This is a genomic window from Paracraurococcus lichenis (assembly GCF_030657435.1).
In the GTDB taxonomy this organism is placed as follows: domain Bacteria; phylum Pseudomonadota; class Alphaproteobacteria; order Acetobacterales; family Acetobacteraceae; genus Paracraurococcus; species Paracraurococcus lichenis.
This window is the reverse complement of record NZ_JAUTWS010000024.1, coordinates 16,791-41,205: the sequence shown is the minus strand read 5'-3', so window position 1 is coordinate 41,205 and position 24,415 is coordinate 16,791. Positions and strand designations below refer to the sequence as shown.

21 protein-coding genes are annotated in these 24,415 nt (G+C 75.2%); 11 read left to right on the top strand and 10 right to left on the bottom strand.

The features are described 5' to 3' along the window. The first annotated feature begins 11 nt into the window (after window positions 1–11). Window positions 12–1,430, top strand: a complete 1,419-nt coding sequence (locus Q7A36_RS22215; RefSeq protein ID WP_305105943.1) for a leucyl aminopeptidase family protein — start codon at window positions 12–14, stop codon at window positions 1,428–1,430. Window positions 1,431–1,579: 149 nt separating this feature from the next. Here the strand turns inward: Q7A36_RS22215 and Q7A36_RS22210 are convergent, their stop codons facing one another. After that, window positions 1,580–3,478: a sulfatase-like hydrolase/transferase gene (locus tag Q7A36_RS22210; RefSeq protein ID WP_305105942.1), complete on the bottom strand. Its 1,899-nt coding sequence runs from the start codon at window positions 3,476–3,478 to the stop codon at window positions 1,580–1,582. A 131-nt stretch (window positions 3,479–3,609) separates the two neighbouring features. Further along, on the bottom strand, window positions 3,610–3,846 hold the full coding sequence (locus tag Q7A36_RS22205; RefSeq protein WP_305105941.1) for a hypothetical protein: 237 nt from the start codon (window positions 3,844–3,846) through the stop codon (window positions 3,610–3,612). Window positions 3,847–4,296: 450 nt separating this feature from the next. On the opposite strand from Q7A36_RS22205, the gene Q7A36_RS22200 reads away from it, so the two are divergent. Continuing rightward, window positions 4,297–4,827, top strand: a complete 531-nt coding sequence (locus Q7A36_RS22200) for an ankyrin repeat domain-containing protein (RefSeq protein WP_305105940.1) — start codon at window positions 4,297–4,299, stop codon at window positions 4,825–4,827. A gap of 240 nt (window positions 4,828–5,067) precedes the next feature. Here Q7A36_RS22200 and Q7A36_RS22195 read toward each other — a convergent pair whose 3' ends face one another. Further along, entirely contained in the window at window positions 5,068–6,165 is a 1,098-nt protein-coding gene (locus tag Q7A36_RS22195; RefSeq protein WP_305105939.1) for a methyl-accepting chemotaxis protein, read from the bottom strand. 119 nt (window positions 6,166–6,284) lie between these two features. On the opposite strand from Q7A36_RS22195, the gene Q7A36_RS22190 reads away from it, so the two are divergent. Then, window positions 6,285–6,746 carry a DNA polymerase III subunit chi gene (locus Q7A36_RS22190; RefSeq protein ID WP_305105938.1) on the top strand — a complete coding sequence of 154 codons (462 nt, stop codon included), beginning with the start codon at window positions 6,285–6,287 and terminating at the stop codon, window positions 6,744–6,746. Between the two features lie 46 nt (window positions 6,747–6,792). Next, window positions 6,793–7,059: a hypothetical protein gene (locus Q7A36_RS22185; protein ID WP_305105937.1), complete on the top strand. Its 267-nt coding sequence runs from the start codon at window positions 6,793–6,795 to the stop codon at window positions 7,057–7,059. Between the two features lie 198 nt (window positions 7,060–7,257). Here the strand turns inward: Q7A36_RS22185 and Q7A36_RS22180 are convergent, their stop codons facing one another. Together Q7A36_RS22180 and Q7A36_RS22175 are read right to left on the bottom strand one after the other, a co-directional pair. Beyond that, window positions 7,258–8,391, bottom strand: a complete 1,134-nt coding sequence (locus tag Q7A36_RS22180) for a CBS domain-containing protein (RefSeq protein ID WP_305105936.1) — start codon at window positions 8,389–8,391, stop codon at window positions 7,258–7,260. 528 nt (window positions 8,392–8,919) lie between these two features. Then, window positions 8,920–9,915, bottom strand: a complete 996-nt coding sequence (locus Q7A36_RS22175; RefSeq protein WP_305105935.1) for a Bug family tripartite tricarboxylate transporter substrate binding protein — start codon at window positions 9,913–9,915, stop codon at window positions 8,920–8,922. A gap of 283 nt (window positions 9,916–10,198) precedes the next feature. Between Q7A36_RS22175 and Q7A36_RS22170 the strand changes: the two genes are divergently transcribed. Then, window positions 10,199–10,378 (top strand): hypothetical protein, encoded by a 180-nt coding sequence (locus tag Q7A36_RS22170; protein ID WP_305105934.1) that lies wholly within the window; start codon window positions 10,199–10,201, stop codon window positions 10,376–10,378. A 213-nt stretch (window positions 10,379–10,591) separates the two neighbouring features. Here Q7A36_RS22170 and Q7A36_RS22165 read toward each other — a convergent pair whose 3' ends face one another. The 5 genes from Q7A36_RS22165 to Q7A36_RS22145 all read right to left on the bottom strand — a co-directional run bounded on the left by Q7A36_RS22165 (window position 10,592) and on the right by Q7A36_RS22145 (window position 15,750). Next, entirely contained in the window at window positions 10,592–11,032 is a 441-nt protein-coding gene (locus Q7A36_RS22165) for a nucleoside deaminase (RefSeq protein WP_305105933.1), read from the bottom strand. Window positions 11,033–11,320: 288 nt separating this feature from the next. After that, a complete protein-coding gene (locus tag Q7A36_RS22160; RefSeq protein ID WP_305105932.1) occupies window positions 11,321–13,309 on the bottom strand; it encodes a methyl-accepting chemotaxis protein in 1,989 nt (662 codons plus the stop codon). Window positions 13,310–13,313: 4 nt separating this feature from the next. Continuing rightward, window positions 13,314–14,306 (bottom strand): TRAP transporter substrate-binding protein, encoded by a 993-nt coding sequence (locus tag Q7A36_RS22155; RefSeq protein WP_305105931.1) that lies wholly within the window; start codon window positions 14,304–14,306, stop codon window positions 13,314–13,316. Window positions 14,307–14,443: 137 nt separating this feature from the next. Beyond that, window positions 14,444–15,013, bottom strand: a complete 570-nt coding sequence (locus tag Q7A36_RS22150) for a DUF2852 domain-containing protein (RefSeq protein WP_305105930.1) — start codon at window positions 15,011–15,013, stop codon at window positions 14,444–14,446. 107 nt (window positions 15,014–15,120) lie between these two features. After that, window positions 15,121–15,750, bottom strand: coding sequence for a TetR/AcrR family transcriptional regulator (locus Q7A36_RS22145; protein ID WP_305105929.1), 630 nt, complete (start codon window positions 15,748–15,750; stop codon window positions 15,121–15,123). An 84-nt stretch (window positions 15,751–15,834) separates the two neighbouring features. Here Q7A36_RS22145 and Q7A36_RS22140 point away from each other — a divergent pair, with 84 nt between their 5' ends. The 6 genes from Q7A36_RS22140 to Q7A36_RS22115 all read left to right on the top strand — a co-directional run bounded on the left by Q7A36_RS22140 (window position 15,835) and on the right by Q7A36_RS22115 (window position 23,909). Further along, on the top strand, window positions 15,835–16,551 hold the full coding sequence (locus tag Q7A36_RS22140; protein WP_305105992.1) for a gamma-glutamyl-gamma-aminobutyrate hydrolase family protein: 717 nt from the start codon (window positions 15,835–15,837) through the stop codon (window positions 16,549–16,551). Beyond that, a complete protein-coding gene (locus Q7A36_RS22135) occupies window positions 16,544–17,359 on the top strand; it encodes a pseudouridine synthase (protein ID WP_305105928.1) in 816 nt (271 codons plus the stop codon). The genes Q7A36_RS22140 and Q7A36_RS22135 overlap by 8 nt, the downstream gene beginning before the upstream one ends. An 89-nt stretch (window positions 17,360–17,448) precedes the next feature. Beyond that, window positions 17,449–18,054 carry a 16S rRNA (guanine(966)-N(2))-methyltransferase RsmD gene (gene rsmD, locus Q7A36_RS22130; protein WP_305105927.1) on the top strand — a complete coding sequence of 202 codons (606 nt, stop codon included), beginning with the start codon at window positions 17,449–17,451 and terminating at the stop codon, window positions 18,052–18,054. Continuing rightward, window positions 18,051–19,217 carry a glycosyltransferase family 4 protein gene (locus Q7A36_RS22125; RefSeq protein WP_305105926.1) on the top strand — a complete coding sequence of 389 codons (1,167 nt, stop codon included), beginning with the start codon at window positions 18,051–18,053 and terminating at the stop codon, window positions 19,215–19,217. Before rsmD ends, Q7A36_RS22125 begins: the two co-directional genes overlap by 4 nt. Then, window positions 19,210–21,915 carry a glycosyltransferase gene (locus Q7A36_RS22120; protein WP_305105925.1) on the top strand — a complete coding sequence of 902 codons (2,706 nt, stop codon included), beginning with the start codon at window positions 19,210–19,212 and terminating at the stop codon, window positions 21,913–21,915. The genes Q7A36_RS22125 and Q7A36_RS22120 overlap by 8 nt, the downstream gene beginning before the upstream one ends. Further along, a complete protein-coding gene (locus Q7A36_RS22115) occupies window positions 21,912–23,909 on the top strand; it encodes a DUF6212 domain-containing protein (RefSeq protein ID WP_305105924.1) in 1,998 nt (665 codons plus the stop codon). Before Q7A36_RS22120 ends, Q7A36_RS22115 begins: the two co-directional genes overlap by 4 nt. Window positions 23,910–24,415: the final 506 nt, after the last annotated feature.

Genomic DNA, 24,415 nt, shown 5'->3' with positions numbered 1-24,415 from the left:
CGGGGCCCGTGATGCTGAAGGTCAGGCTGCGGCGGGCAGCGCGGGAGCAGCCGGGCCCGCGCGCCATCCCGCTGGCCGCGGCCGCTTCCGTGCCGCACGAATGGCGGGCGGCGGCGGAGGCGGCGGGCTTCACCGGCGCTGCGGAGCAGGTGGCGGACCTGCCCGGACCCGAGGGCCGCGTGCTGCTCCTCGGCACCGGCGCGGCGCGCCGGCCGCTGGACTGGGAGGTGGCGGGCGGCACGGCGGTTGCCGCCGCCGGCCGGGCGAAGCGCCTCACCCTCGATGCCCGCGGCCTGCCGCCCGAGGCCGCCGCGGCGCTCGCCGCCGGCGCCTGCCTGCGCGCCTGGCGCTTCGACCGCCACCGCCGGGCGGAGGGGCCGGCGCTCGCGCATCTCGACCTGCTGGTGGACAGCCCCGAGGCGGTCGAGCCGCTCTGGGAGCGGGCCGCGGCGGGGGTGCGGGGCTGCCTGCTGGCGCGCGACCTCGCGGCCGAGCCGGGCAACCACCTGACCACCCGCGCCTTCGCCGCGCGTCTGGAGGCGCTGGCCGAGCACGGCATCGCCGTCGACGTGCTGGGACGCAAGCGCCTGGCGCGGGAGGGCTTGGGCGCGCTGCTCGCGGTCGGCGGCGGCAGCGCGAACCCGCCGCGGCTGGCGGTGCTGCGCTGGCGCGGCTGCCACGCCGTGCCGCCCATCGCCTTCGTCGGCAAGGGCATCTGCTTCGACACCGGCGGCATCAGCATCAAGCCGGCGCAGGGGATGGAGGCGATGCGCGGCGACATGGCCGGCGCCGCCGCCTGCGCCGGCGCCATGCTGGCCCTCGCCCTGCGGCGCTCCCCGGCGCCGGCCGTCGCCGTGCTGGCGCTGGCGGAGAACAGCCTGGGCGCCGAGGCCTATCGCCCCGGCGACGTGCTGCGCACCGGCGCCGGCACCACGGTGGAGGTGGTGGACACCGATGCCGAGGGGCGGCTGGTGCTGGCGGATGCGCTGCATTTCGCGCGCCGCTTCCGGCCGGCCGCGATGCTCGACCTCGCCACCCTGACCGGGGCGGTCGTCACCGCGCTCGGCCATCACCGCGCCGGGATGTTCGGCACCGATGCGGCGCTGATGGCGCAGGCCGCGGCGGCCGGGGAGGCGGTGGGCGAGCGGCTCTGGCGCCTGCCGATCGGCGAGCGGCACCGCGAGGACCTCAAGAGCGGCATCGCCGACCTGAAGCAGTGCCTCAGCGGGCGGCTGCTGCCGGATGCGAGCCATGCCGCGGCCTTCCTCCGCGAATTCGCCGGCGAGGCGCCCTGGGCGCATCTCGACATCGCCGGCGTCGCGGCGCGGGCGGAGGCCGAGGCGCTCGGGCCCCGGGGCCCGAGCGGCTTCGGCGCGCGGCTGCTGGATGCGCTGGTGGCGCATCACTTCGAGGCGCCGGACGGTCCCTAGAGCGTCGCCATATCGGCCAGCATGCATGCTGGCCGATATGGCTTTACGCGGACGCCCGGCCGCCTGGATCCGCCGCCGCAGGCCCGGGATCGCCGCGGACCGGCCTCCGGCTTCGACGGCCGCCCGCCGCGGCGGGCGGCCGCCGGGCCTCAGAATTCCCGCCCGTAGCCTAACCCCGCGAGGAGGTCGCGGACGGGCGTGGGCGCGCTCGTGTCGAGCGCCTGCGCCTCGGTGAAGAGATAGGCGGCCTTCGAGAGGTCCTGGGCAGCGGCGAGGGCGCCCGGCAATCTCGCGCGCAACTCGTTCGGGATCAGGTCGTCGAGCAGGAGGCGCGACATCTGCTGCGCCCGCTCGTCGCCGGGCGTGTTCGCCAGCTCCGCCACGCCCTCGGGCGTGGCGTAGTCGTAGAACTCCAGCTCGACCGTGCCCGGCTCGATCCGCCCCGTCCGCGGCGTCCATGTCGCATAGGTCGCCAGCTTGGCCGATGACGTGCGGATCCCGGCGATGTGGATCGGGGAGTCGTTGAAGTTGAACTTCGCCGGAATGAGCTCGTCCGAGGCCAGGAGCACATAGGGCCGCCCCGGCGCCGAGGCGGAGCGGAGCATCGGCAGCATGTCGTGCCGGGCCCCGTAGATGCTGTCGAGGCGGCCGGACAGCCAGTCCTGCGTGCCGTTGTTGCCCAGGCTGACGAGGAGCGGCAGCATGTCCACCGAGGATGTCAGCCCGGTCCGCAGCGTCTCCGTCTCGCCGACGAAGCGGTGGCTCGGGTCCACGACGATGAGAGGCACGTGGAAGGCCTCGTCGTAGCAGGTCAGGATCTTGCCCGACATGAAGCCATGCGCCCCGGCATATTCGCCGTGGTCGGAGGCGAAGACGATGATGGTGTTGTCGGCCACCTCGCGCGGCAGGGCCTGCAGGACCTCCCCGATGCGCTGGTCCACGATCTGCATGATGGCGGTGTAGGAGTCGAGGCAGCGCTGCCAGTAGCCGAAGGGCGCGACGCCGTAGCCGATGTTCACGCTGCTGTCCGGGATCGGGTAGCGCCGGACCGAGAAGCCGGTCTGGTCGGGCGTTTCCTGGGCGATGCCGCTGAAGATCGCGGCCGAGGCCAGTTGTCCCATGACCTGGGTGGAGGGCTTGTTGGCCTGCAGCGTCGCCGCGCTCTCCCAGTTGGGGGGAAGCGCTGGGTAGCCGTAGGAGCCGGGCGACTTCAGCGGGTTGTCGTCCCAGGCGACCACCGGCGGATCGCCCGGCGTCGAGTATTTCTTGACCGGCTGCAGCGCCGATCCGTCGGGGAAAAGGTTGTTGTAGGTCTGGAACTCGGTGCCGGCCCAGAAGAACTCCTGGTCGTGCGGATTGACGAAGCTGACGGTCAGGCACCAGGGGCGGTCGTCGGCGCGGCGGCGGCCGAGCCACTGCACGGCCTGCTGCGCGATGTCCTCGTCGTTCAGGAAGGTGTACTGGTAGTAGGGCGTGCCGGGCTTCTGGCCCACCGTGCCCTGCAGGTTGTAGCCCACGGGGTCCGGCGTGGTGAGGCCGCGGAAGCCATAGGGCTCGAGGCCCGTCACCACCTCGAACGAGACGTGCCATTTCCCGACATAGGGCGTCTGGTAGCCGGCCCGGCGGAGCAGCTTGCCGTAGGTCGGGTAGGCCGGGTTCAGCGGCGGCGTGGCGGAGACCTGGCCCGGCTCGTTCGTCAGCGTCTGCATCAGCCAGCTCTGCTGGCTGTAGAGGCCCGTGATGAGGACGCCGCGGGAGGGCGTGCAGGCCGATGCGGCGGTGTAGTGCTGCCCGAATTTCACGCCGCGTTGCCAGAGCGAATAAACGTTCGGCATGAACTTCTGCAGGAAGCCGCCGGCATCGGTGACGCCTTCGGGAAAGACCGACGGGAAGCGCATCTCGTCGACGAGGATGAACAGGATGTTGGGCTGCGGCCCCGGCACCGGGCCGGGTGGCGCGTCGCCGGACCCGGCGATGCCTTCCTTGCCGGCGAGGGCCCCCGCCGCGGCCGCCATGCCTGCCGATTTGAGGAAATTCCGACGTTCCATGCCTGTCCTCCCATCCTGGCCGGGCGCGACGGTGCCGGGGCCCGGCGCCGCGCGACGTGCGGGGCGCTGCCGGCCACCGGACCGTTCCGGCCGGGTCCTCGACGAACCGCCTCTCATGAAATGCCGGCCGATCAGCCTGCCGGCAGCCTTGCCTTCCGAATGGAATGCACCCAGTCGAAGCCAAGACATCGAAACGAATGGCCAAATACAAGACTGCCGCGCGATAATGCCAGAGACGTCAGGAAGCCGGGATGGTCGGTTTCCGCCTCGGTGCAAAGCAGGTCCGGTATGTTCTGCGAAATACTCTCTTCTTTGCACCCATGCAGCAGCATAGGCGCATGGACTTGGTCAAAACCAGAATGGATCATCTCGGCGTCATCACGAAATGGTTATCTTTTCGACCCATAGAGCGGCGGATGGGACAGTGCGTCCGCATCCGGTGGCAGAGGGCGCCGGCCCTTCATCTTCCCTGCGATTCCGGTCCGTTCCTCTTCGCGGCTGCCGCTCACGTTTCGCGTGTTCTGTCGCGATGACGCTCGACGCCCGGTGGAAACCTCCCCGGTATGCGGCGTTTGCCAACCCACCGGCGGCCGAGGTCGCGCCCTGCCTGGCCGCAACCGGCCGGGCGGCCCTGCCCCATCCGCCCCGGACCCGACCGCATCGCGTGCCGCCGCCCCCCGGGCCTGCGGCATGTTCCAGGGAGAATGCATGCGCCAGCAGGACGACCAGCCCTTCCTCACCACGCGCCAGGGCCCGACCTATGCCAGCGGCCGGCGCGAGGCGCCGCAGGGCCTGCAGCCCGGCCAGCAGGCGGCGGAATGAGCGAGGCGGCAGCCCCGGGGGCGCAGCAGGGTCTCGACGCCGAGACCCTGGCCTTCGCCCGCCGCGTCTTCCAGGCGGCCCGCGGCGGGGAGGCCGAGGCGCTGGCCGCGGTGCTCCACCGCGGCCTGCCGCCGAACCTGCGCAACGAGAAGGGCGACAGCCTGCTGATGCTGGCCGCCTATCACGGGCATCCCGGGACGGTGCGCGTGCTGCTGGACGCCGGCGCCGATCCGGACCTGGCGAACGACCGTGGCCAGACGCCGCTGGCCGCGGCCGCCTTCAAGGGCGCGGCCGATATCGTGCGGCTGCTGCTGGACAAGGGCGCGGCGGTGGACGGGCGCGGGGAGGGCGGGCGGACCGCCCTGATGGTCGCCGCCATGTTCAATCGCCTGGAGATCCTGGACCTGCTGCTGGCGCGCGGGGCCAATCCCCTGGTCGAGGACGGTGCGGGCTACACGGCGCGCGCCGCGGCGGAGCAGATGGGCGCGGCCGACACCGCCGGGCGCCTCGCCGAGACGGGCGGCTGAGCGCCCTTATCGTGAGGGCCCGATGCGGGCGCTCGACCCCGTCGAGCGACCCCAAGCAAACGCCATGCGGCAGGCGCGGCGTCAAGGACGAAGCCGCGCGTCGCGCGAGTAGCGCGCCTTCAGAACGACGCGCGGTGCGCCTTCGGCGCATCCTTGACGCCGCGCCTGCCGCATGGCTCGACGCAATGGTCGCCTTCGACGCCGTCGAAGGCGCCACGGACGCCTTCGCGGTTGCGGGTGCTACCCCGCCGCCTGCACCAGCGCGCCGTACCAGCCGAGGCCCTTGTAGGTCTCGTAGCCCGGCGTGCGGTGGAAGGCGACGGTGCGGCCGCCGTCGCGGTAGAAGCCGGACTCACGGCCGCCGGCCGCGAGCGGGACCCGCTCCTCCAGCACGCCCTTTCCGTCGGAGGCGGCGAGCACCCGCCCCTCCGCATCCAGCAGCAGCACGCGCGTCCGCCCCGCCTCCTCCGGCGTCAGCCGCACGCCGCGCACCACCGCCTCCGCCTGCGGGCCCCAGTCGAAATGGATGCCCAGCACGCCGATGACGCGGCCCCGGGTCTCCCCGCCCTCCCGCACCGCGGCGGCATAGGTGGCGACCGGCGCGCCGCCGACGGCGGCCGGCCGCGCCACATCGGCCACCGCGAATTCCTCGCCGCTGCCCGATCGCAGCGCCGCCTGGAACCAGCCCTCGCCCGAGACGTCGAGGCCCGCCGCCTGCCATCGATCCGGCCGGCCATTGGCGATCACCCGCCCCGAGAGGTCGCAAAGCCAGAGGTCGAGATAGACCGTATAGGCGCCGAGGATGACGCCGAGCCGCGCCGCGGCATGCGCCAGCCGCGCCGGCGCCGCATCGGCCGCCGCCTCCACCACCGCCGCATCGGTCGCCCACCAGCGGACGTCGCAGGTGCGCTCATAGAGGTTGCGGTCGATGATCTCGATGGCGTTCAGCGCCAGGTCGACCAGCCGCTGCCCGCGCACCGTCTCCGCCATCCGCAGGCCGACATCGCGCAGCGCATCGAAGGCGCCGCGCAACTCGCTCTCCATGTCCTCCGAGAGGCGGGCGACCTCGCCGGCCACGCCGCGGACCTCGTTGGCCACCACGGCGAAGCCGCGGCCGCTCTCGCCGGCCCGCGCCGCCTCGATCGTGGCATTGAGCGCGAGGATGCGGGTCTGCCGCGTGATGTCGCGGATGGCCCGCAGCCGCGCCGTCACCAGCCCCGCCGCCTCGTCGGCGAGGGCGAGCACCCGCTCGGGCGTCGCCTCCCCGCCCTCCTGCCGCCCTGGCCTCGTCCTGCCCTGGGGAAGAATGCTGCCGTCCATCGCGCCGACCTGTTGCAACCGGCGCCATTCCTCGCCCCGGAGAGGCTGCGAAACCGCTAACGGCCCGCCTGTTCCGCAACCTGCGTCCCGGCTCCGCGCCGGGCGCGTCCCGTGGTAAGGCTGGCCCTGGCCACCGCATGACCGACATCGCCTTCTACCACCTGACCCGCACCCCGCTCGACCAGGCGCTGCCGAAGCTGCTCGGCCGCGTGCTGGCGACGGGCGGCCGCGCCCTCGTCCTCTGCGGCAGCGAGGAGCGGGTGGCCGCGCTCGATTCGGCGCTCTGGCTCGGCACCGACCCGGACTGGCTGCCGCATGGCAGCAAGGCGATGGGGCATGCGGCGCAGCAGCCGATCTGGCTGACGGCCGAGGATGTGGGGGAGGAAGGGGCGCCGAACGGCGCCCGATTCCTGTTCCTGGTCGACGGCGCCGAGAGCGCGCGCCTCGCGCTCTTCGACCGGGTGCTGGACCTCTTCGACGGCGCCGACGAGGCGGCGGTGCAGGCGGCGCGCCGGCGCTGGAGCGCGGCCAAGGCGGCGGGCCATGCGCTCTCCTACTGGCAGCAGGGCCAGCGCGGCTGGGAGAGGAAGGCGGGATGACCGGCTGGCCTGGCGCTTGCTCGACCGTTGCCGGAGGATCACGCGCATGCGCCCACTCCCACGTCCGCGTCGCCGCCGCCCGCTGCCGCCGCTGCCCGAGAGCACGGCACCCCTGCCGCGCCCTGGCCACAACAACGGCCCGCCGCTCGACCCCGAGGAATCCTGGCGCGGCTACGTCTGGCGGAAGAAGGTGAAGCAGGCCTGGAAGGCGCCGCGCGAGATCGCCCTGCGCCGCCTGGCGCGGGCCGAGGAACTCGGCATGACCTACCGGGAATACACGCTCGAGATCCTGGAGCGCGGCCGGTATCTCTGACAGCGGCCGGCATCGGTGCAGGCTGGCATGGCGCGCGGCTGCCGCACCGGGTCCCCATCGCGGCCCGGCTGCGGCAGGGACCCGGCAACCCTGCCTGCGATACCGACATCGGCAGACGTCCTGACGTCTGCCGGCATGACCACGCCCCGAGGGGTGGGCGCGGGACGGGGCGGCCGCTGGCCGCCCCGGGGAATGCCGCTACTCCGCCGCCGTCTGGGTGTGCAGCCCGCCCTCGCGCGCGACGCCGCCGAGCGCGCGCCCGGCCAGGCGCGGCGTCCGGCCCTCCCGCGCCATGTCGCCGAGCGAGAGGATGCCGACCAGCCGCCTGTCGCGGTTGACCACCGGCAGCCGCCGCACCTGCTGCTCGGCCATGCTGTCGGCCGCCTGGTGCAGGTCCTCGTCCTCGAAGACGTAGCGCACCTCGGGCGTCATCACCTCCCGCACCTTGGTGCTCGCGGCGTCGCGGCCCTCGGCGGCGACGCGGAGCGCGAGGTCGCGGTCCGTCACCATGCCGACGAGGCGGTCGTTCTCGCCGACCGGCAGGACCCCGGTGTCCTCCTCCCGCATCAGCCGCGCCGCCTGCTGCACGGTGTCCTCCGGGCTGGCCACGCGCACCTCGCGGCTCATCACGTCGGCCACCCGGCCGCCCTGCGCCCCGGCCTGCCCCCGGCGCGCCTCGAGCTGCCGCTCGAGCGGCTGCAGGGCCTCGTCGGCGGTGCGCCGCGCCGCCTGCAGGATGACGGTCCCGCCCTCCATCAGCGCGCCGAGATACTCGGCGGCGAAGCGCTGCTGCAACTCGACGACGCCGCCGGGATTGGCCAGCCGGACCATCTCCTGCATGGTCCGCAGGTTGGTCCGGACCACGCCCTCGACCAGGCCGTTGAGCGCCTGCTGCATGTCGCGCAACCCGCCCTCGGCCAGGTGCGGCAGCACCATCATCCGGCGCATCTCGCGCGTGCCGCGCTGGATCGCCTCGGCCACCTGCTGGCCCATCTCCTCGAAGCGGTCGGCGGCCTCCTCGGCCAGCAGGCGCTGGCCTTCCGCGCCGGCCTGCGCACCACGCGCGGTCACCTCGGCCGCGGCCTGCCCGGTCCGGGCCAGCGCGGCGCCGCCCTGGCGGACCGCCTCGGCCGAGGCCCGGCCGCCCTGCCGCGCGGTCTCGGCCGCGGTCGCCGCGCCGCGCTGCGCCATGCCGCCGGCGGCCCTGGCCGCCTCGCCCGCCGCGGCCAAGCCGCGCTGGCCCGCATCATTGGCGGCGCCGGCGGCGCGCTGCGTCGCCTCGACGGCGGCGGTCCTGGTGTCCTGCGAGGACTTGCTGTTGGTGTCGGCCATTGGATGCTTCCTTCTTCTTGGAGCATGCAGTGATCCGGACGCCGTCTCGCCTTGGGGCGAGGGGCCTGCCCACGCCATCCGGATCGGTTCTGGTCTTCGGCTCGCGCGTCCCCCTTGCGGCTACCGGCGCCGATGCGCCGGCCGCTCGCGTCCCGGGACAGCGTCGAGCAGGTCCACTGACACCGCCGCGGGGTGGCGGTGCGGCCAGACGATCTCCCGGAGCCTCCCGGTCCCCGGGGATCTTCGTCCTGCGCGGGGCTGGCTCCGCGGCACAGGCGTCGTCGCAACAGGCTCCGCGCCTGCTGCGGCGATGCAGCATTCATCCCAAGGCCGGTGCCGCAGCGCAGCTAAAAAATCCGTGTCAATTGTGTCAAAGCGATGAAGAAGCTCAAGTGAGGAAAGTTGTCGTCCTAAGTTCCTCGATATGGCGCCAGTCGGAAATGAAAACAGGACCAGAAAAATACCGGTCCTTTTCAGGTCTTCTGCCAGTGACCGTTTGCGGTGGGCGAGCCGTGACCTTGGGGTTGATCAGCCCTCCAGGCGAATGCCGGTCAACTCGACGAGGCGACGCCAGCGTTCCACTTCGGCCCGCTGGAAGGCGGCAAATTCCGCGGCCGGCAGCGGCGCCGGCGTGAAGCCGAGCCCGGCGAGGCGCGCGGCGGTCTCCGGCTCGGCCAGGATGCGCGGCAGCGCCTCGGATAGCCGGGCGATGATCGCCTCCGGCGTCCGCGCCGGCGCCCAGAGGCCGAACCAGGCATCCACCGCCATGGTGGACGCCCCCGCCTCGGCGAAAGTCGGGACCTCCGGGAATTCCGGCAGCCGCCGCGGCGCGCCGATGCCGAGCGCCCGCAGCCGCCCTTCCTTCACCAGCGCCATCACCTGCGGCCAGGTGGAGACGAAGAAATCGACCACCCCCGCCACCGTGTCGGTCGTGGCCTGGGCGCCGCCGCGATAGGGCACATGCGTCGCCTCCAGCCCCTCCTGCCGCACGAAGCTCTCGGCGATGACGTGGCTGGCGGAGCCGACGCCGGAGGAGGCATAGGTCAGCCGCCCGCCGCCCCGCCCGCGCGCGGCAAGCTCCGCCAGCGTCCGGACCGGCGAGGTTGCCGGCACCACCAGCGCATGGTGCACCTCGGCGAGGCGGCCGATGGCGGCGAAATCCTCGACGGGACGATAGGGCAGGTCGCGCACCATGGCGGCATTGGCCGCATGGGTCTGGTTGTTGCCGAGGGCGAGGGTATGGCCGTCCGGCGCCGCGGTCGCTGCCGCCTGGGTGCCGACCACCGCCGCGCCGCCGGGCCGGTTCTCCACCACGAAGCCCGGTCCCGGGATCGCGACCGCCAGCCGCTCGGCCAATGTGCGCGCCAGCACATCGGTGCTCCCGCCCGGCGGGTAGGCGAGGAGGATGCGGACCGGGCGGGCCGGCCAGGTGTCGGGCGCTGCCCCCCGATCGGCCTGCGCCTGGGCCCGCGCGATCCCGGGGACGAGCAGGGAGGCGGCGAAGAGCCGGCGGCGGGCGATCATGGACGCATGTTCCTTCGAGTTGGCGGACGATCCGGCAGGGCTTGTAACCTGCGCCACGGCCGGCGTCGCCCCGGTGCTCCGAAGAAGCGATGAACCTTTCAGCAATCAAGCTCACGATCATGTGAAACATGAAGATCCGCCCGGAAGGGCCCTAGAAACATTCAGTATTGTTTCTGCCGTGATCGCGCCACATGGACCGTGCAATACTGGCGCCGACGGCAGGGGAACGAAGCATGTCGGGCGTTGCCATGACCGCCATCAGCACGGGCCGGAGGTGAGGCGCATGGAGAAGCGTGCCGATCCCTGGGGCGATTTCCTGCGGCGGCTGCTGCTCTCGGCCAGCCTCGCCAGTTCGGCGCTGCCCGCCGCGGCGGCCGAGGAGCCCGACTCGCCGCCCGCCGAGATGGAGGAAGCGGAGACGCCGGCCCAGCCCATCGCGATCGTCGAGGAGGCCAGGACCTGACCGCCGCGCGAGGCCGTCGCGCCGGCTGAGGGAGGCCCGCCAGGCCGCCCGCCGGCCGCGCCGGGCGGGGCCGGGCGTCCCATGCCAGCCGCATCCCGGACGCCGGCAGGCCGCGCCGCCGGACCCGGACATGACCGCGCCGGGCCTGCCCTCCGGCAAGGCCGCCGGCCAGGGAGGTCCCGGGCCGATTCGCGCCGCCCGGCGCCGGTCCGCTCAGCGCCGCGCCGCGAAGAAGCCCCGGAGCAGCGCCGCGCAGTCCGATTCGCGCAGGCCGCCGACCACCTCCGGCCGGTGGTGGCAACTCGGCGCCGCGAGCACGCGGGCGCCGTGCTCCACCCCGCCGCCCTTCGGGTCATAGGCGCCGAAGGCCACGCGCCGCAGCCGGAAGAAGCTCGCGGCCTGGGCGCACATCGGGCAGGGCTCGAGCGTCACGGTCAGGGTGCAGTCCGCGAGGAACTTGCTGCCGCGCCGCGCCGCCGCGGCGCGCAGCGCCAGCAGCTCGGCATGCGCCGAAGCGTCGTGCCGCGCCTCCACCTCGTTGCCCGCGCGCGCCAGCACCGCGCCTGCGGCATCGGTGACCACCGCGCCGACCGGCACCTCGCCGCGCGCCGCAGCGGCGCGGGCCTCCTCCAGGGCGAGCTCGATCGGCGTCATGCCCGCAGCATCGCATGGCGGCCGGCGCCGCGGCAGGCCGCCGCGGACCACCCTGCCGCCAGGCCGCGCGTCGCGTCCGGCAGGACCCCCGGCCCGCGACAGCGGCTCATGCCGACAGGCATGAACCGCCGCCGCTCCCATTCCCACGCCGGCCGTGCAGCGTGGGAATGCGCCGGGACTCCAACCTGCGGAGCGGCGTCACGCCTCCGGGCTTTGCCGCCCTGCGGCGGCCCGCTCCGGCCCGCGCGCCATGCCCGCCGGCAGGCGTCGGGACAGGCGCCGGCCGGTTCAGGCCGCCGCGCGCAGGCGCGCGACCAGGGCCGTCACCTCGCGGCTCAGCACCTCGCCCTGGCGGGCCACCTCGGCGGTGGAGCCGACGATGCCGTGGATCGCCTCGCTCGCCTGGCCCACCGTCCGCGTCACCTGGCCGACGCTCGCCGAGGATTCGCTCGTGCCGGCCGCCGCCTGCGCGGCGCTGCGGGCGATCTCCTGCGTCGCCGCGCCCTGCTGCTCGATCGCCGCGGCGATGCTGCCCGCGATCTCGCTGGTCTGCGCGACGGTGACGGAGATGTCGCGGATCGCGCCGACCGCCTGCTCCGTCGCCTGCTGCATGGCGCCGATCTGGGCGCCGATCTCCTCGGTCGCCCTGGCGGTCTGCGCCGCGAGCTCCTTCACCTCGCTCGCCACCACGGCGAAGCCCTTGCCGGCCTCGCCGGCGCGGGAGGCCTCGATCGTCGCGTTCAGCGCCAGCAGGTTGGTCTGGCCGGCGATGTCGCTGATCAGGTGCACCACCTCGCCGATGCGCGCCGCCGCCTCGGCAAGGCCGCGCACCGTGCCGTCGGTCGCCCGCGCCTCCTGCAGCGCCCGCCCGGTGACCCGCACGGCTTCGGCGACCTGGCGCGTCACCTCGCCGATGCTCGTCGCCATCTCCTCGGCCGCCGCCGCCACCGCCTGCACGCTCTCGGTGGTGGTGGCGGTGCTGCCGGCCGCGGCCCGCGCCTCCTCGGCCGTGGCATCGGCCGTCTGCTCCAGCGCCCGGGTGGTGCGGCCGAGCTCGGAGGCCGCGCCGGTCAGCGCGACCACGATGCCCTGCACGCTGCGCTCCATCTCCGCCGCCAGCAGGTGCTGCGAGTCGCGGCGCGCGGCCTCCATCCGCTCGCGCTCGCCGGCGGCCGCCGCCTCCAGCTCCCGCGCCCGGGCGGCCGCGTCGCGCAGGCCGGTCAGCGCCAGCGCCATGGCGCCGAGCTCGTCCTGCCGCTCGCGCCCCGGCACCGCGGTGTCGAGCGCGCCGGCGGCCATGCGGTCCATGGCCGCCTGCAGCCGCGCGACCGGGCGGGTGATCGACCGCCCGACCAGCAGGGCCAGCACCAGGCCGGCCAGCAGGGCCGCGCCGGCCGCCGCGAGGGTCGTCGCCCGGATGGCGCCGAGCGCCGCCTGCAGCGCGCCGCGCCGGCTCGTCCGCTCCGCCGCGAGGGTGGTCCTGGCCCTGCCCACCGCCTCCGCGACGCGGGCCTCGGCCGCCTCCAGCGCCTCGAGCCGCGTCGCGCGCGCCTCGAGCGCCGCCGCCGTCGCGGCGAGCGAGCGCGAGAGTGCCTCCAGCGCCTTCGCCGAGGTCCCGGCCAGGCGCTGCAGCCGCGCGCCGGCGGCATCCGGCTGGCGGAGCGTCTCCAGCGCCTCCCGCGCCCGGGCGATGTCGGCCGCGGCCGCCTCGCGCTCCGCCGCCACGCCGGTCATGCCGAAGCGGGTCGCGGCGGCGGTCGCCCGGCCGGCCGCCACCAGTGCCGCGGTGGCCGGTTCCGCCTGCTCCCGCCCGGCGGTCCGCGCCGCCGTCTCGGCCAGCGCGCCGAGGGCATTGCCGCTGGCGATGATCGCGGCGGTCAGGCCGGCGATGGCCCCCCGCTGCATCTCGCCGGCCTCGGAGACGGCGGCGACGGCGGTCCGGGCCGTCCCGACCAGCGCCGGGAGGCCGACCGTCCCGCCATCCCCCCCGAGGCCACGGGCCGTCGTCTCGAGCGCGCCGAGCGCCTCGCCGAGGGCCGCCTGCTCGGCCTGGCCCGCGCTGCGCAGATAGGCATCGAGTCGCCGGAGCGCGGTGCCGAACGACGCCTCGAGCGCGGTGACGCGCGTCATCGCCTGGGTCGCCGCGGTATCGGCGAGGAGCGCCTCCTCGGAGGCGCGGTCGCTCAGCAGCACCATGCCCGCGACGCCGAGCTGCATCGCCAGCAGGACCGCGAAGCCTCCCGCGATGCGGAAGGGGATCGAGCGCAATCGTCGCATCGTGTCAGGCTCCGAGGGACTGGATGCGGCGGATGAGGTCGGCGCCGTGCTGCCGGCCGAGCGCCTCGAGCGCCGGCCGCGCCGCGGCGGCCATCGCCGCGCGGTCGACATCCGTGACGATGGTCATGCCGCCGGCCCGCAGCTTCGCGACGCCATCGCGCTCGGCCGTGTCCACCGCCTCGCGCGAGGCGCGCGCGCCGGCGCGGGCGCAGTCGCGGAGCGCGGCGCGCTGCGCCTCGTCGAGGTCCTCCATCAGGTCCCCGGAGGCGGCGAAGAAGGCGGCGCTGTAGATGTGGCCGGTCAGCGACAGGTGGCTCTGCACCTTCTCGAACCCGGCCGCGACGATGGTGGAGACGGGGTTCTCCTGCGCCTGGAAGCGGCCGGTGCGCAGGGCCTCGAAGATCTGCGGGAAGGCCAGCGGCTCGGGCAGGGCGCCGAGCGCCCGGAAGCCGGCCAGCATCACCTCGGACTGCGGCACGCGGATCCGGAGGCCTTGCAGGTCGGCCGGGCTGCGCACCGGCTTGTTCGCCGTGACATGCCGCGGGCCGTTCTCGCCCCAGGCGAGGATCGGCAGGTTCTTCCGGCCGAGCAGTGCCGCGATCTCCTCGCCGATGCTGCCGTCGAGCGCGGCGCGCGCATGCGCCTTGTCGCGGAAGAGGTAGGCGGCATCGAGCAGGCCGGCCTCCGGCGCCAGGGCGCCGGCCACGACGGAGGTGGTGAAGACCAGGTCGAGCGTGCCGTCGAGGCAGGCCTGGACCATCTCCGCCTCGCCGCCCAGGGCTCCGTTCGGGTGCACCTCGACCTTGAGGACGGGCGCGAGGACGGGGGAGGCGGCGACGGCGGCGGCGAAGGCGGTGCAGGCGGCACCGAGCTGCGAGCCCGCGCCGTTGATGTGGCCGAGCCGCAGGCTGCGCGGCGCGGCGGAAGCCGGGCGGGCGAGGGCGGTGGCGAGCGCGGCGCTGCCGGCGAGCAGGCCGCGTCTGGTCGGGTCAGGCATGGTAGGCCCTTGGTGAAGGGCGCGAGCCATGTCGGCTTAGAGTTGAACAGAGATTAACAACCTGCGCGCCAATGCAAAAATCCCCACGAAGCGGCGCTTCGTGGGGATTCCTGCGGCCTTCCGGCCAGCGGGCCGCGTCAGCCCTGGGCCGGCGGCTCCGGCGCCGGCGGCGGGGAGGCGGGGCGCTGCCGGCGCTCGGCCATGAACTGGTCGAACTCGGCCTTGTCCTTGGCGACGCGCAGGCGCTCCAGGAACTCGCCGAACTCGCGCTGCTCCTCCTCCAGCCGGCGCAGCGTCTCCTGCCGGTACTCGTCGAAGGCGCGGTTGCCGGATGCCGGTGCCTCCTGCCGCGCCCAGCCGCGCCAGCCGCAGCCACCCGGCATTGCCCAGGGACCCGGCGCCTGATTGGCGGCATAGCGGCGCGACCAGCGGCCGCCGATCCGCCCGCTGCCGATCAGGAAGAACAGCACCGCGAGGCCGATCGGCCAGAAGGCGATGAAGCCCAGCACCATGGCCGCGATCAGCAGCGGCTTCGGCACCGACCAGACGAAGGCCCAAGGGTTGAAGCCATGGTTGAAGCCATGGTCGAAGCCGCGATCGGGGCGGCCGTTCGAGGCCCAGGGGGGCGCACCCCAGCCGGCGGGTCCGGCCGCGGCGTTTCCATAGGCGCCGGGCGGGACAGCGCCAGGCTGTGCGGTGGCAGGCATCTGCATGCTCCTCGTGTATGCAAGACATACTTACATTGGCCCTGGCGCCCCGCGGTTTCAAGGGAAATCCGCGCGCCCGCCGTGACGGACCGCACAGCGCGGCGGCCTCAGGGCCCGCCGGCCAGCCCCAGGCTCTGCAGGTAGATCAGCAGCCCCGCCTCCAGCAGCTCCTCCGGCGTCATCGGCAGCTTCCGCCGCGACCGGTCGGGACGGCAGAAGAGGGAGGCGATGCCATGCGCCATGGACCAGACATGCAGCGCCACCATCAGCGCCGGCGGGCGGCGGATGTCCGGCGCGCGGGCGATCAGCCGCTCCGTCGCCTCCCGCAGCACGCCGAAGGCGCGGTCGCCGGCGGCCTGCAGCCCGGGATGGTCCTCCGCCGCCAGCCGCGTCTCGAACATCGCGGCGTAGTAGGCGGATTCGGTGCGGGCGAATTCCAGGTAGGCGCGGCCGAGCCGCTCATAGGCGGCCAGCGGCTCCGGCGCGCCGTCCTGCCAGGCCGCCGAGAGGGCCTCGGCGAAGCGCTCGAAGCCCTGCCGCGCGACCTCGGCCAGCAGCGCCTCGGCGTCGCGGAAATGCCGGTAGGGCGCGCCCGGGCTGACGCCGGCCAGCCGCGCCGCCTCCGCGACGCTGAAGCCGGCCGGCCCATGCTCGGCGATGAGCGACACGGCGGCCTGCACCAGCGCCTCCCGCAGGTTGCCGTGATGGTAGCCGCGCCGCTGTCCGGACCAGGTCATGTGAGCAGCAATTACATGGCGAAGCGCCGCGCCGCCAGCCCCGCCGCGCTGGACGCGGCGCGGGCGGCGCGGCTATCTCGCGGCATGACCCGTCGCCCCCTGATCGGCCTGACCCTCGATTCGGAGCCGGCCGGCGGCTGGTCGAAGCTCCCCTGGTACGCGCTGCGGCAGAACTACTTCGCGGCGGTGATCGCGGCTGGCGGCCTGCCCGTCGCGCTGCCGCATGAGCCCGCCCTCGCCGCCGAGTACCTCGAGCGCATCGACGGCCTGCTGGTCACCGGCGGCGCCTTCGACGTCGACCCCGCCCTCTGGGGCGAGGAGCCGCTGCACCCGAGCGTGACGCTGAAGCCGGGCCGCACCGACTTCGAACTGGCCGCGACCCGCGCCGCGCTGGCGAAGGACTTGCCGGTATTGGGCATCTGCGGCGGGCAGCAGCTCCTGGCCGTCGCCTTCGGCGGCACGCTCGTGCAACACATCCCGGATGCCGTGCCGGGCGCCCTGCCGCATGAGCAGCCGAACCCGCGGACGGAGCCGGGGCATGAGGTCTCGATCGCCGGCAATACCCTGCTCGCCAGCATCGTCGGCCGGCCGCGCATGGCGGTGAACAGCGCGCACCACCAGGCCGTCGCGACCCCTGGTCCCGGCGCGGTGGTGAATGCCGTGGCGCCGGATGGCGTGGTGGAGGGGCTGGAGCATCCCGGCCACCGCTTCGCCCTCGGCGTGCAGTGGCACCCGGAATACGCCGTGGACCCGGCCGACCCGCTGATCTTTTCCGCCTTCGTGCAGGCCTGCCGTGGCTGACGAGCCCGAGGACGCCGGCGAGTCGCCCGAGCGCGGCGAGCGAATCGCCAAGTGGCTGGCCCGCGCCGGCATCGCCAGCCGGCGCGACGCGGAGAAGCTGATCGCCGAGGGGCGGGTGAAGCTCGAGAACAAGGTGGTGGAGAGCCCCGCCACCTTCATCCGTCCGGGCGACCTCGTCACCGTCGATGGCCGCCATGTCGCGGAGCCGCAGCGCACCCGCCTCTTCCGCTACCACAAGCCGGCCGGCCTGGTGACGACGCACCGCGACGAGAAGGGCCGCCCGACGGTCTTCGAGCAGATGCCGCCCGGCCTGCCGCGCGTCGTCTCGGTCGGCCGCCTCGACCTGAACTCCGAGGGCCTGCTGCTGCTGACCAACGATGGCGAGCTGGCGCGGCGGCTGGAGCTGCCCTCCAATGGCTGGCTCCGCCGCTACCGCGTGCGCGTGAACGGCGCGGTGAACGAGGCAGCGCTGGCCGACCTCGCCCGCGGCGTGACGGTCGAGGGCGTACGCTACGCGCCGATCGAGGCCGGGCTCGACAGCCGCAAGGGCGCCAATGCCTGGCTTACCGTCGCCCTGCACGAGGGCAAGAACCGCGAGATCCGCCGCGTCATGCAGCATCTCGGCCTGCACGTGTCGCGGCTGATCCGCACGGCCTATGGCCCCTTCCAGCTCGGCAGCCTGCCGCGCGGGGCGATCGAGGAGGTGAACCCGAAGGTGCTGCGCGAGCAGCTCGGGCTGAAGACCGAGACGCCGGCGCAGCAGCGGCGGCGCGCGGCGAAGGCGGCGGAGAAGGGCGGGGAGGGGTGATGCCGCTCCGGCGCCTCCACGTCCTGCGGATGGGCCGCCCCGAGACCAGGGGGCGCGCGCCCTCCCGCCACGCGCTCTCCCGCTAGCCCATGCGCATCATCGCCGGCCGGCATCGCGGCCGCCGCCTGCAGGCCCCGGCCGGGCAGGGGACCCGGCCCACCGCCGACCGGGTCCGGCAGGCGCTCTTCGACATGCTCTGGCATGCCCCCTGGGCGGGCCGGGCGCGGATCGAGGGCGCGCAGGTGCTGGACGCCTTCGCCGGCACCGGCGCCCTCGGGCTGGAGGCGCTCTCGCGCGGCGCCGCCGCGGCGACCTTCCTCGAGACCGACCGGGCCGCGCTGGCCGCGCTGCGCGCCAATATCGCGGCCTGCCGGGAGGAGGCGCGCTGCCGCGTCCTGCCGGCCGATGCGACCAGGCCGCCGCGCGCCGCCATGCCCTGCGGCCTCGTCTTCCTCGACCCGCCCTACCGGGAGGGGCTGATGCAGGCGGCGCTGGCCGGCCTGCGCGCCGCCGGCTGGATCGCCCCCGGCGCGCTGGTCGCGGCCGAGTACGGCGCCGCCCCCGATGGTGCGCCCCCCGATGGTTCGCGCCCCGATGGTTCGCCCCTTGGGCCGCCGCCGGGCTTCGCGGTCCTGGCGGAGCGCGCGCATGGCCCCGCGCATCTCCTCATCCTGCAGGCGGAGCCCGCCGCGTGAAGCCACCCGACCACCGCCTCGCCCGCGCCCTCGTGCTGCTGCCCTCGACCGAGCTGGGCGGCGCCGAGAAGCACACCGCCATCCTCGCGCGCGACCTCGCGGCCAGGGGCGCCGAGGTGACCATCGCGCTCGAGCCTGCGCTGCAGCCCGGCTTCGCCGGCCTGCTCGGGCCGGGCAGCGCGGTGCGGTTCCGGCCCGGCCCCTTCGCCTGGCGCCCCAAGGCGGCGGTGGAGGCGAACCTCGCCGCGCAGGAGGAGGCGGTGATCGGCCTCGTCGCCACGGCGCGGCCCGACCTGGTCATCCTGCCGCTCCCCTGGCCGACCCATGGCCTCGGCCTCATGCGCGGGCTGCTGGCGCTGGGCCGCGGCGCGCTGGTCATCCACCACCTGGCGCCGCATGACCCGGAGCCGCCCCTGCCCGCGGCCGCCCGCGCCGTGATCGCCGCGCTGCCCGCCGCGCCCTTCCACTGGGTCGCGGTCTCCGCCCCCGTCGCCGCCCGCAGCGCCGCGCTGCTCGGCCTGGCCGAGGCCGCCTTCACCGTCATCCCGAACGGCGTCCCGGTGCCGCGGGAGGATCCCGGCCTGCGCGCCGCGCTCCGCCTGCGGCAGCGCCGCCGGCTCGGCCTGGCGCCGGCGGCGCGGCTGGTGGTCTTCGCCGGCCGGCTCGAATTGTCGAAGGGGGCCGACCTGCTGCCGGAGATCGCCGAGCGGCTGGAGGCCATGGCCGGGGCGACGCTGGCGGCGCTCGGCGAGGGCTCGCTGCGTCCGAAGCTGGAAGCGAGCCGGGCCGGCCGCCGCCTCGGCCCGCTGCGCCTGCCGGGCCATGTCGAGGACGTGCCGGACTGGCTGCTCGCCGCCGACGCGCTGCTGCTGCCCTCGAGGAACGAGGGCTGCCCCTTCGTCTTCCTCGAGGCCGCGGCGCGGCGGTGCCCGGTCATCGCCTCGGGCGATGCGCTGGAGTGCTATGGTTCCGACGCGTCGAGCCTGGCGGCCGTGGCACCAACCGGTGGTGTCAGTGACTTGACAGGCAAAGCTGCCATGCGGTTGAACGATCCCGCGGCCGCCAGAGCCGCCGTGGACGCGGCCTTCCGCTTCGTCTTCGATCAGGACGAGGCCGCCATGCTCCGCCGTTACGCCAGCTTCATGCGGACGATCCTTGCCTGATTCCCTGCCCGTGCGTCCCGTGACCATGCCGCGGGCGATGCTGCCCCAGGATCCGGCCGCGGTCGCGGTGGCCGTGGTCATTCCCGCCTGGAACCAGCCCGGCCTGCTGCCCGAGGCGATCGAGGCCGTGCTGGGGCAGCAGGACGCGCCGCCGCTGGCCGCCGTCGTCGTCGACGACGGCTGCCCCTCGCCCTCGACCGCCGCCGTCGCGCTGCACTATGCCGCGGCCTGTCCCGGCCGGGTCTTCCTGCTGCGCCAGCGCAACCGCGGGCTCTCGGCCGCGCGCAATACCGGGATCGACTTCGCGCTCGCCGCCTTCCCGAATTGCCGCGCCCTGTTCTTCCTCGATGCCGACAACCGGCTGCGGCCGCATTTCCTGGCGCGCGCCTGGGCGGCGCTGCAGGCGGCACCGGTCGCGACCGGCTGGTTCTATCCCGACATCGACGAGTTCGGCGCCGAGCAGAACAACGCCTGCGGCGGCGACTTCTCGCTGCTGCACCTCATCGTGCAGAACTACTGCGAGGCCGGCAGCCTGGTGCGGCGCGAGGTCCTCGAGCGCGGCCTGCGCTTCGACACGACAGCCATGCGGGCCGGCTTCGAGGACTGGGACTTCTGGCTGCAATGCGCCCGCGCCGGCTTCCGCGGCCAGCACCTGCCCGAGGCCGGCTTCCTCTACCGCCGCCGCCCCGAGAGCATGCTCGCCGCCGCCGAGCGCCAGCGCGACCACCTGCTGCGGCAATTGCGGGAGCGCCATGCGCCGCTGCTGACCCCGCGCGCCCTCGCCGCGCTCGAGGCCGCGGAGGCGCCGCGCATCGCGCTGTTCGAGGCGGAGCGGCCCGGCGCGCTGCTCTTCCTCGACCCCGACCGGGCGGCGGAGGTCGCGGCGCCGGAGCTCCGCCGCCGCCTGCTCGCCGCGGCGCGCGCGCCGGGCGCGGTCCATGCGCCGGCCCTCTGCCTCTTCGCCGAGGGCGAGGCGCTCGACCTGCTCCGCGGGCAGCGCCTGCTGCCCATGCTGCTTTGGTGGGCGGAGCGGCTGCTGCGCGAGCATGAGCTGGTCGCCCTCGAGATCGTCCCGGGCGAGGCCGGCCTCGAGCTCGAGCTGCGGCATGGCCCCTCGGCGCCGGTCGCGCGCAGCGCCCTGCTGCTGCTCACCGGCGAGCGGCTGGTGCGCCTCGCCGAGGACCCGCTCTCGCCCGAGGTCGTCAGCCTCGACGGCGAGGTGCCGCTGCCGGCCCTCGCCCGGCTGCGCCTGACGCTGCCCGGCCCACTGCCGGCGCCGGGCAGCGGCGCGCTGCGGCGGCTGCAGGCGGAGATCGCCGCGCTCGGCCGGCTGCACCTCGCCACGGCCCGCATGCCGGGCCCCTGGCGCACGGACTGGCGCGGCGCGCGCCGCGGCATGGCGATGGCGGCCCGCGCCGCCATCGGCCTCGGTACCACCCTGCCGCTGCTGCCCGAGCCCGGGCGGCGCGAGATCGGCTTCCTGCTGCCGCTCTTCGCCTTCGCCGGCCTCGAGAAGGTGGTGATGCGCCAGGCGCGCGTGCTGCGCGGGCGCGGCTGGCGGACGCATCTGGTCGTCGCCGGCGCGCTGTCCATGGACTGGGGCCCCGAGGTCACCGAGAGCTTCGATACCGTCACGCTCTTCCAGGGCCTCGGCGAGGACCGGCTGGAATTCGACACCGGCTATTTCGGCGGCGTCACCTCCCGCATGGACCGCGATCCGGCGGCCGCCGATGCGCTCGGCCTGCTGGCGCTCTGCGACGTGGTGGTCAATACCCATGCCGTCGGCTGCCATGCGCTGATGGCGCCCTTGCGGCGGCTCGGCGTGAAGGCCTTCGGCGCGCTGCACCTGGTCGAGCGCACCGCCTGGGGCGAGCCGAACGGCAATCCGCAAACCCTCGCCGCCTATGAGCACGCCTATGACGGCGTGCTGGTGATCTCGGAGGCGCTGCGCCGCTGGTGCATCGGCCAGGGACTGCCGCGCGACAAGCTCTGCCTCGTCCGCAATGCCCCGGGCTATGCCGCCGATCCGGACCGCGTCGCGGCGGCGCTGCGCGACCGCGCGGAGCGGACGGGCCCGCTCAGGGTGCTCTTCCTCGGCCGGCTGGATGCGCAGAAGGGCATCGACCGCCTCGCCGCCATCCTCGCCGCGACCGACATGCCGGAGGTCGCCTGGCGCGTCGTCGGGCGGGAGGTGCTGGCCGACGGGGCGCGGCCCCTGCTCGGTGTGCCGGTCGCGCCGCCGGTGCAGGCGCCGGAGGAGCTCGACGCGCTCTATGCCTGGGCCGACCTGCTGGTCCTGCCCTCCCGCTTCGAGGGCGTGCCGCTGGTCATCCTGGAGGCGCAGCGCATGGGCTGCGCCGTCGCCGCCACCGATGTCGGGGCGGTGCGGGAGATCGTGACGGAGGGCGAGGACGGCGTGCTGGTGCCCGCCGACCTGCCGGAGGAGGCCATCATCCAGCGCTTCGTCGAGGCCATCCAGCGGCTGGCCGCCGACCGGGCGGCGCTGCGTGCGCTCGGCGCCCGCGCCGCCGCCCGGGCCGGCGCCCTGACATGGGAAGACAGCATGCGTGAGTTCCTGGACCGGCTGGAGGCGCTGGTGCCGGCGCCCGGCCCGGCGCCTGTCCTGGCGCCCGTCCCGGCGGCGGTCCCGATGATCGCGGACGCCGCGATGCGCGGCAGCGCCCGGGTCGCGCCATGATCCCGCAGGTGGCGGCGGGCCGCCTGGCCGCCTTCTGCGACGGCAGGCCGAAGCTGATCGTGCTGCCCGGGGTCAAGGCGCCGCAGGCGCTGGCCCTGCCCGGCCTCTCGCTCTGGACGGTGCGGGCGGGGGAGGGGGCGCCGCTGCTGCACCCCTTCGGCGAGGCCGCCGGGGAGGCCGGCCAGCCGCTGCCGGCGGCGCCCGGCCTGGTGCTCGGCATCGTCGCCGCCGCCGCGGACGACAGCGCCGGGCTGCTCGGCTGGTGGCGGGAGACGGCGCCGGCCGCCCTGCCGCCGGTGATCGAGGCGGCGACCGGCAATGCCGCGATGCCCGCGGTCGCCGCCCGGGCCATCGCCGCCCTCGCGGCGAGTGCCGAGGAGGCGACCGCCACCCTGCAGGGGCTGGTGGCGCTGCGCGAGGAGCACGAGGCGCTGCGGGTCGCCCAGGCCGCGCTCCGGCTGGCGAGCGCGCATCTGCCGCCGCCGGCCCCGCCGGTGCTGGTCGCATCGGCCGAGCCCTCCGCCGGCGGGCACGCCGTCGCGGCCCATGGCGGCCGGCTGGCGCTCGGCCAGTCGCTCGGCACGAAGCTGGAGGGGCTGGCCGCCATCGCCCTGCACCTCAAGGAGGCGCGGGCGGGGGCCGAGGCGGCGCTGCGCATCCGCCTCATCGGCGCCGAGAGCGGCCGCATCGCCGGCGCCTGGCTGCTGCCGGGGCGCGCGCTGGTGGCGGGCTGGCTGACCCTCGACCTGCCGGAGCCGCTGGGGGCCCTGCGCGAGACCGCCTGGCTGGAGGTGGCGGCGGATCTCGGGGCCTTCGACCGCCTCGCCCTCTCGCTCTCGGCCGAGCCGCCGATGCCCGGCGCCGCCGTCGCGGTCGCCGGCGCCGCCGTCGCGGTCGCCGGCGGCGCGGCCGAGAGCCGCGCGCTCGCCTTCGGCCTCTGGACCGCCCAGCCGGGGCGGCGACTGGTGCAGGCCGCCTATTGGGATGCCGAGGCGATCGGCCTGTCCGCCCCGCCCACCGGCGTGCCGGCGGACATGCCGCAGCAGGTCTGGCAGACCGCGCGCGTGCCGGTGGGCCGGGTGGAGCGCGTCGCCATCGGCCGGGAGCCGGCGCGGCTGGTGGCGAGCCTCGCGGGCGGCGAGCAGGCGCTGGTGGTGCTGCCCGCCGTGCCGCTGAACGGGCTGGACCTGCTGCAGGCCGAACTCGCCGTCACGCTCGGCGATGCGGCGGCGCTCGAGGCCGCGCTCTGGCTGCAGCCGGAGGGGACGACGATCAGCGCCGAGGGCGACCTTTCCGTCACCGCGCCGGGCGCCCGCTGGTCCGGCTGGCATGCCGGCGCCTTCGGCGAAGGGGTGCTGCGCCTGGCGCTCGCCCTGCCGGTGAACCCGCCGCGGCGGGGCGGGGTGGCGATCGTGCTGCGCAACCGGGCCGAGGCGCCGGAGGCGGTGCTGCGGGTCGAGATCGCCCGGTTGCACGGCCTGCGCGCCGTGCAGCCGCCGCCCGAGGCGGCGCGCCGCCAGCCGCCGCCGCTGCGCATCCTGCCCGCCAGGCCGGCCGGCGCGCCGGCTGCGGCGGCGGTGCGGCTGCTGGAGCGCTTCGCCGCCGATGGCGGCAATTACCGCCACCTCGACCTGCTGCTGGAGGGCATCCGCGCCGGCGAGCATGCCTGGCCGCGCCTGCGCTGCAAGCTGGCCGTCAGCGCCGGTAGCCCGGTGCTGGAGATCCGCCAGCGGCCGGACTGGCCGGTGGTGTTCGAGCACTGGCCGCCGAGCGATGCCGATGCGGCGGGACCCTTCCTCCAGATCGGCGAGGAGGCGCTGGCCGGCGGTTTCGCCGCGAGGCTGGAGAGCGAGCGGGACCGGGTGACGCTGGCGACGCTGCTGCGGCTGCTGCCCTCGGCGGTCGCCACGGCGGCGCGGGACGCGACCACCGATCCCGAGGATTACGAGCGCTGGATCGCCAGCGCGCGGCGGCTGGCGGTGGCCGGGGGGTAGGGCGGCGGCCGGGGTCGGCATCCGGACGCCGACCTCCGGGCGCCTGCGCCGGGGCAGGGTTGCGGCTTCCGGCGGCTAGGCCGCGCTCTTCGCGGCCCTGTCCCCGGATCGGGCCTCCATGACATGATGGCGCTCCTCGAACGGGTGACGCCGATGATCGCAGGAGCAAGCCCGGCCGGCCTCACGGCCCGGTGCCCCCGCCTGGACCTGGCCTATCTGCCGACCAGGGCGGAGCGGATGCGCCGCCTCGGCGCCATGCTCGGCCTGGCCTCCCTCCGGGTGAAGCGGGACGGCTGCAGGGGCCTCGGCGCCGGCGGCAACAAGGCAGGAAGCTGGAATTCGACTTGGCGGCCGCCCTGCAGGAGGGGGCCGATTGCGTCGTCTGCGGCGGTGTCGTGCAGTCGAACGCCGCACGGCAGGTCGCCGCGGCCTGCGCCAGCCTGGGGATCGGATGCCATCTCGGCATCATGCATGGCCGGACTGATCGGGCTCGCGCGCCAGGGCCG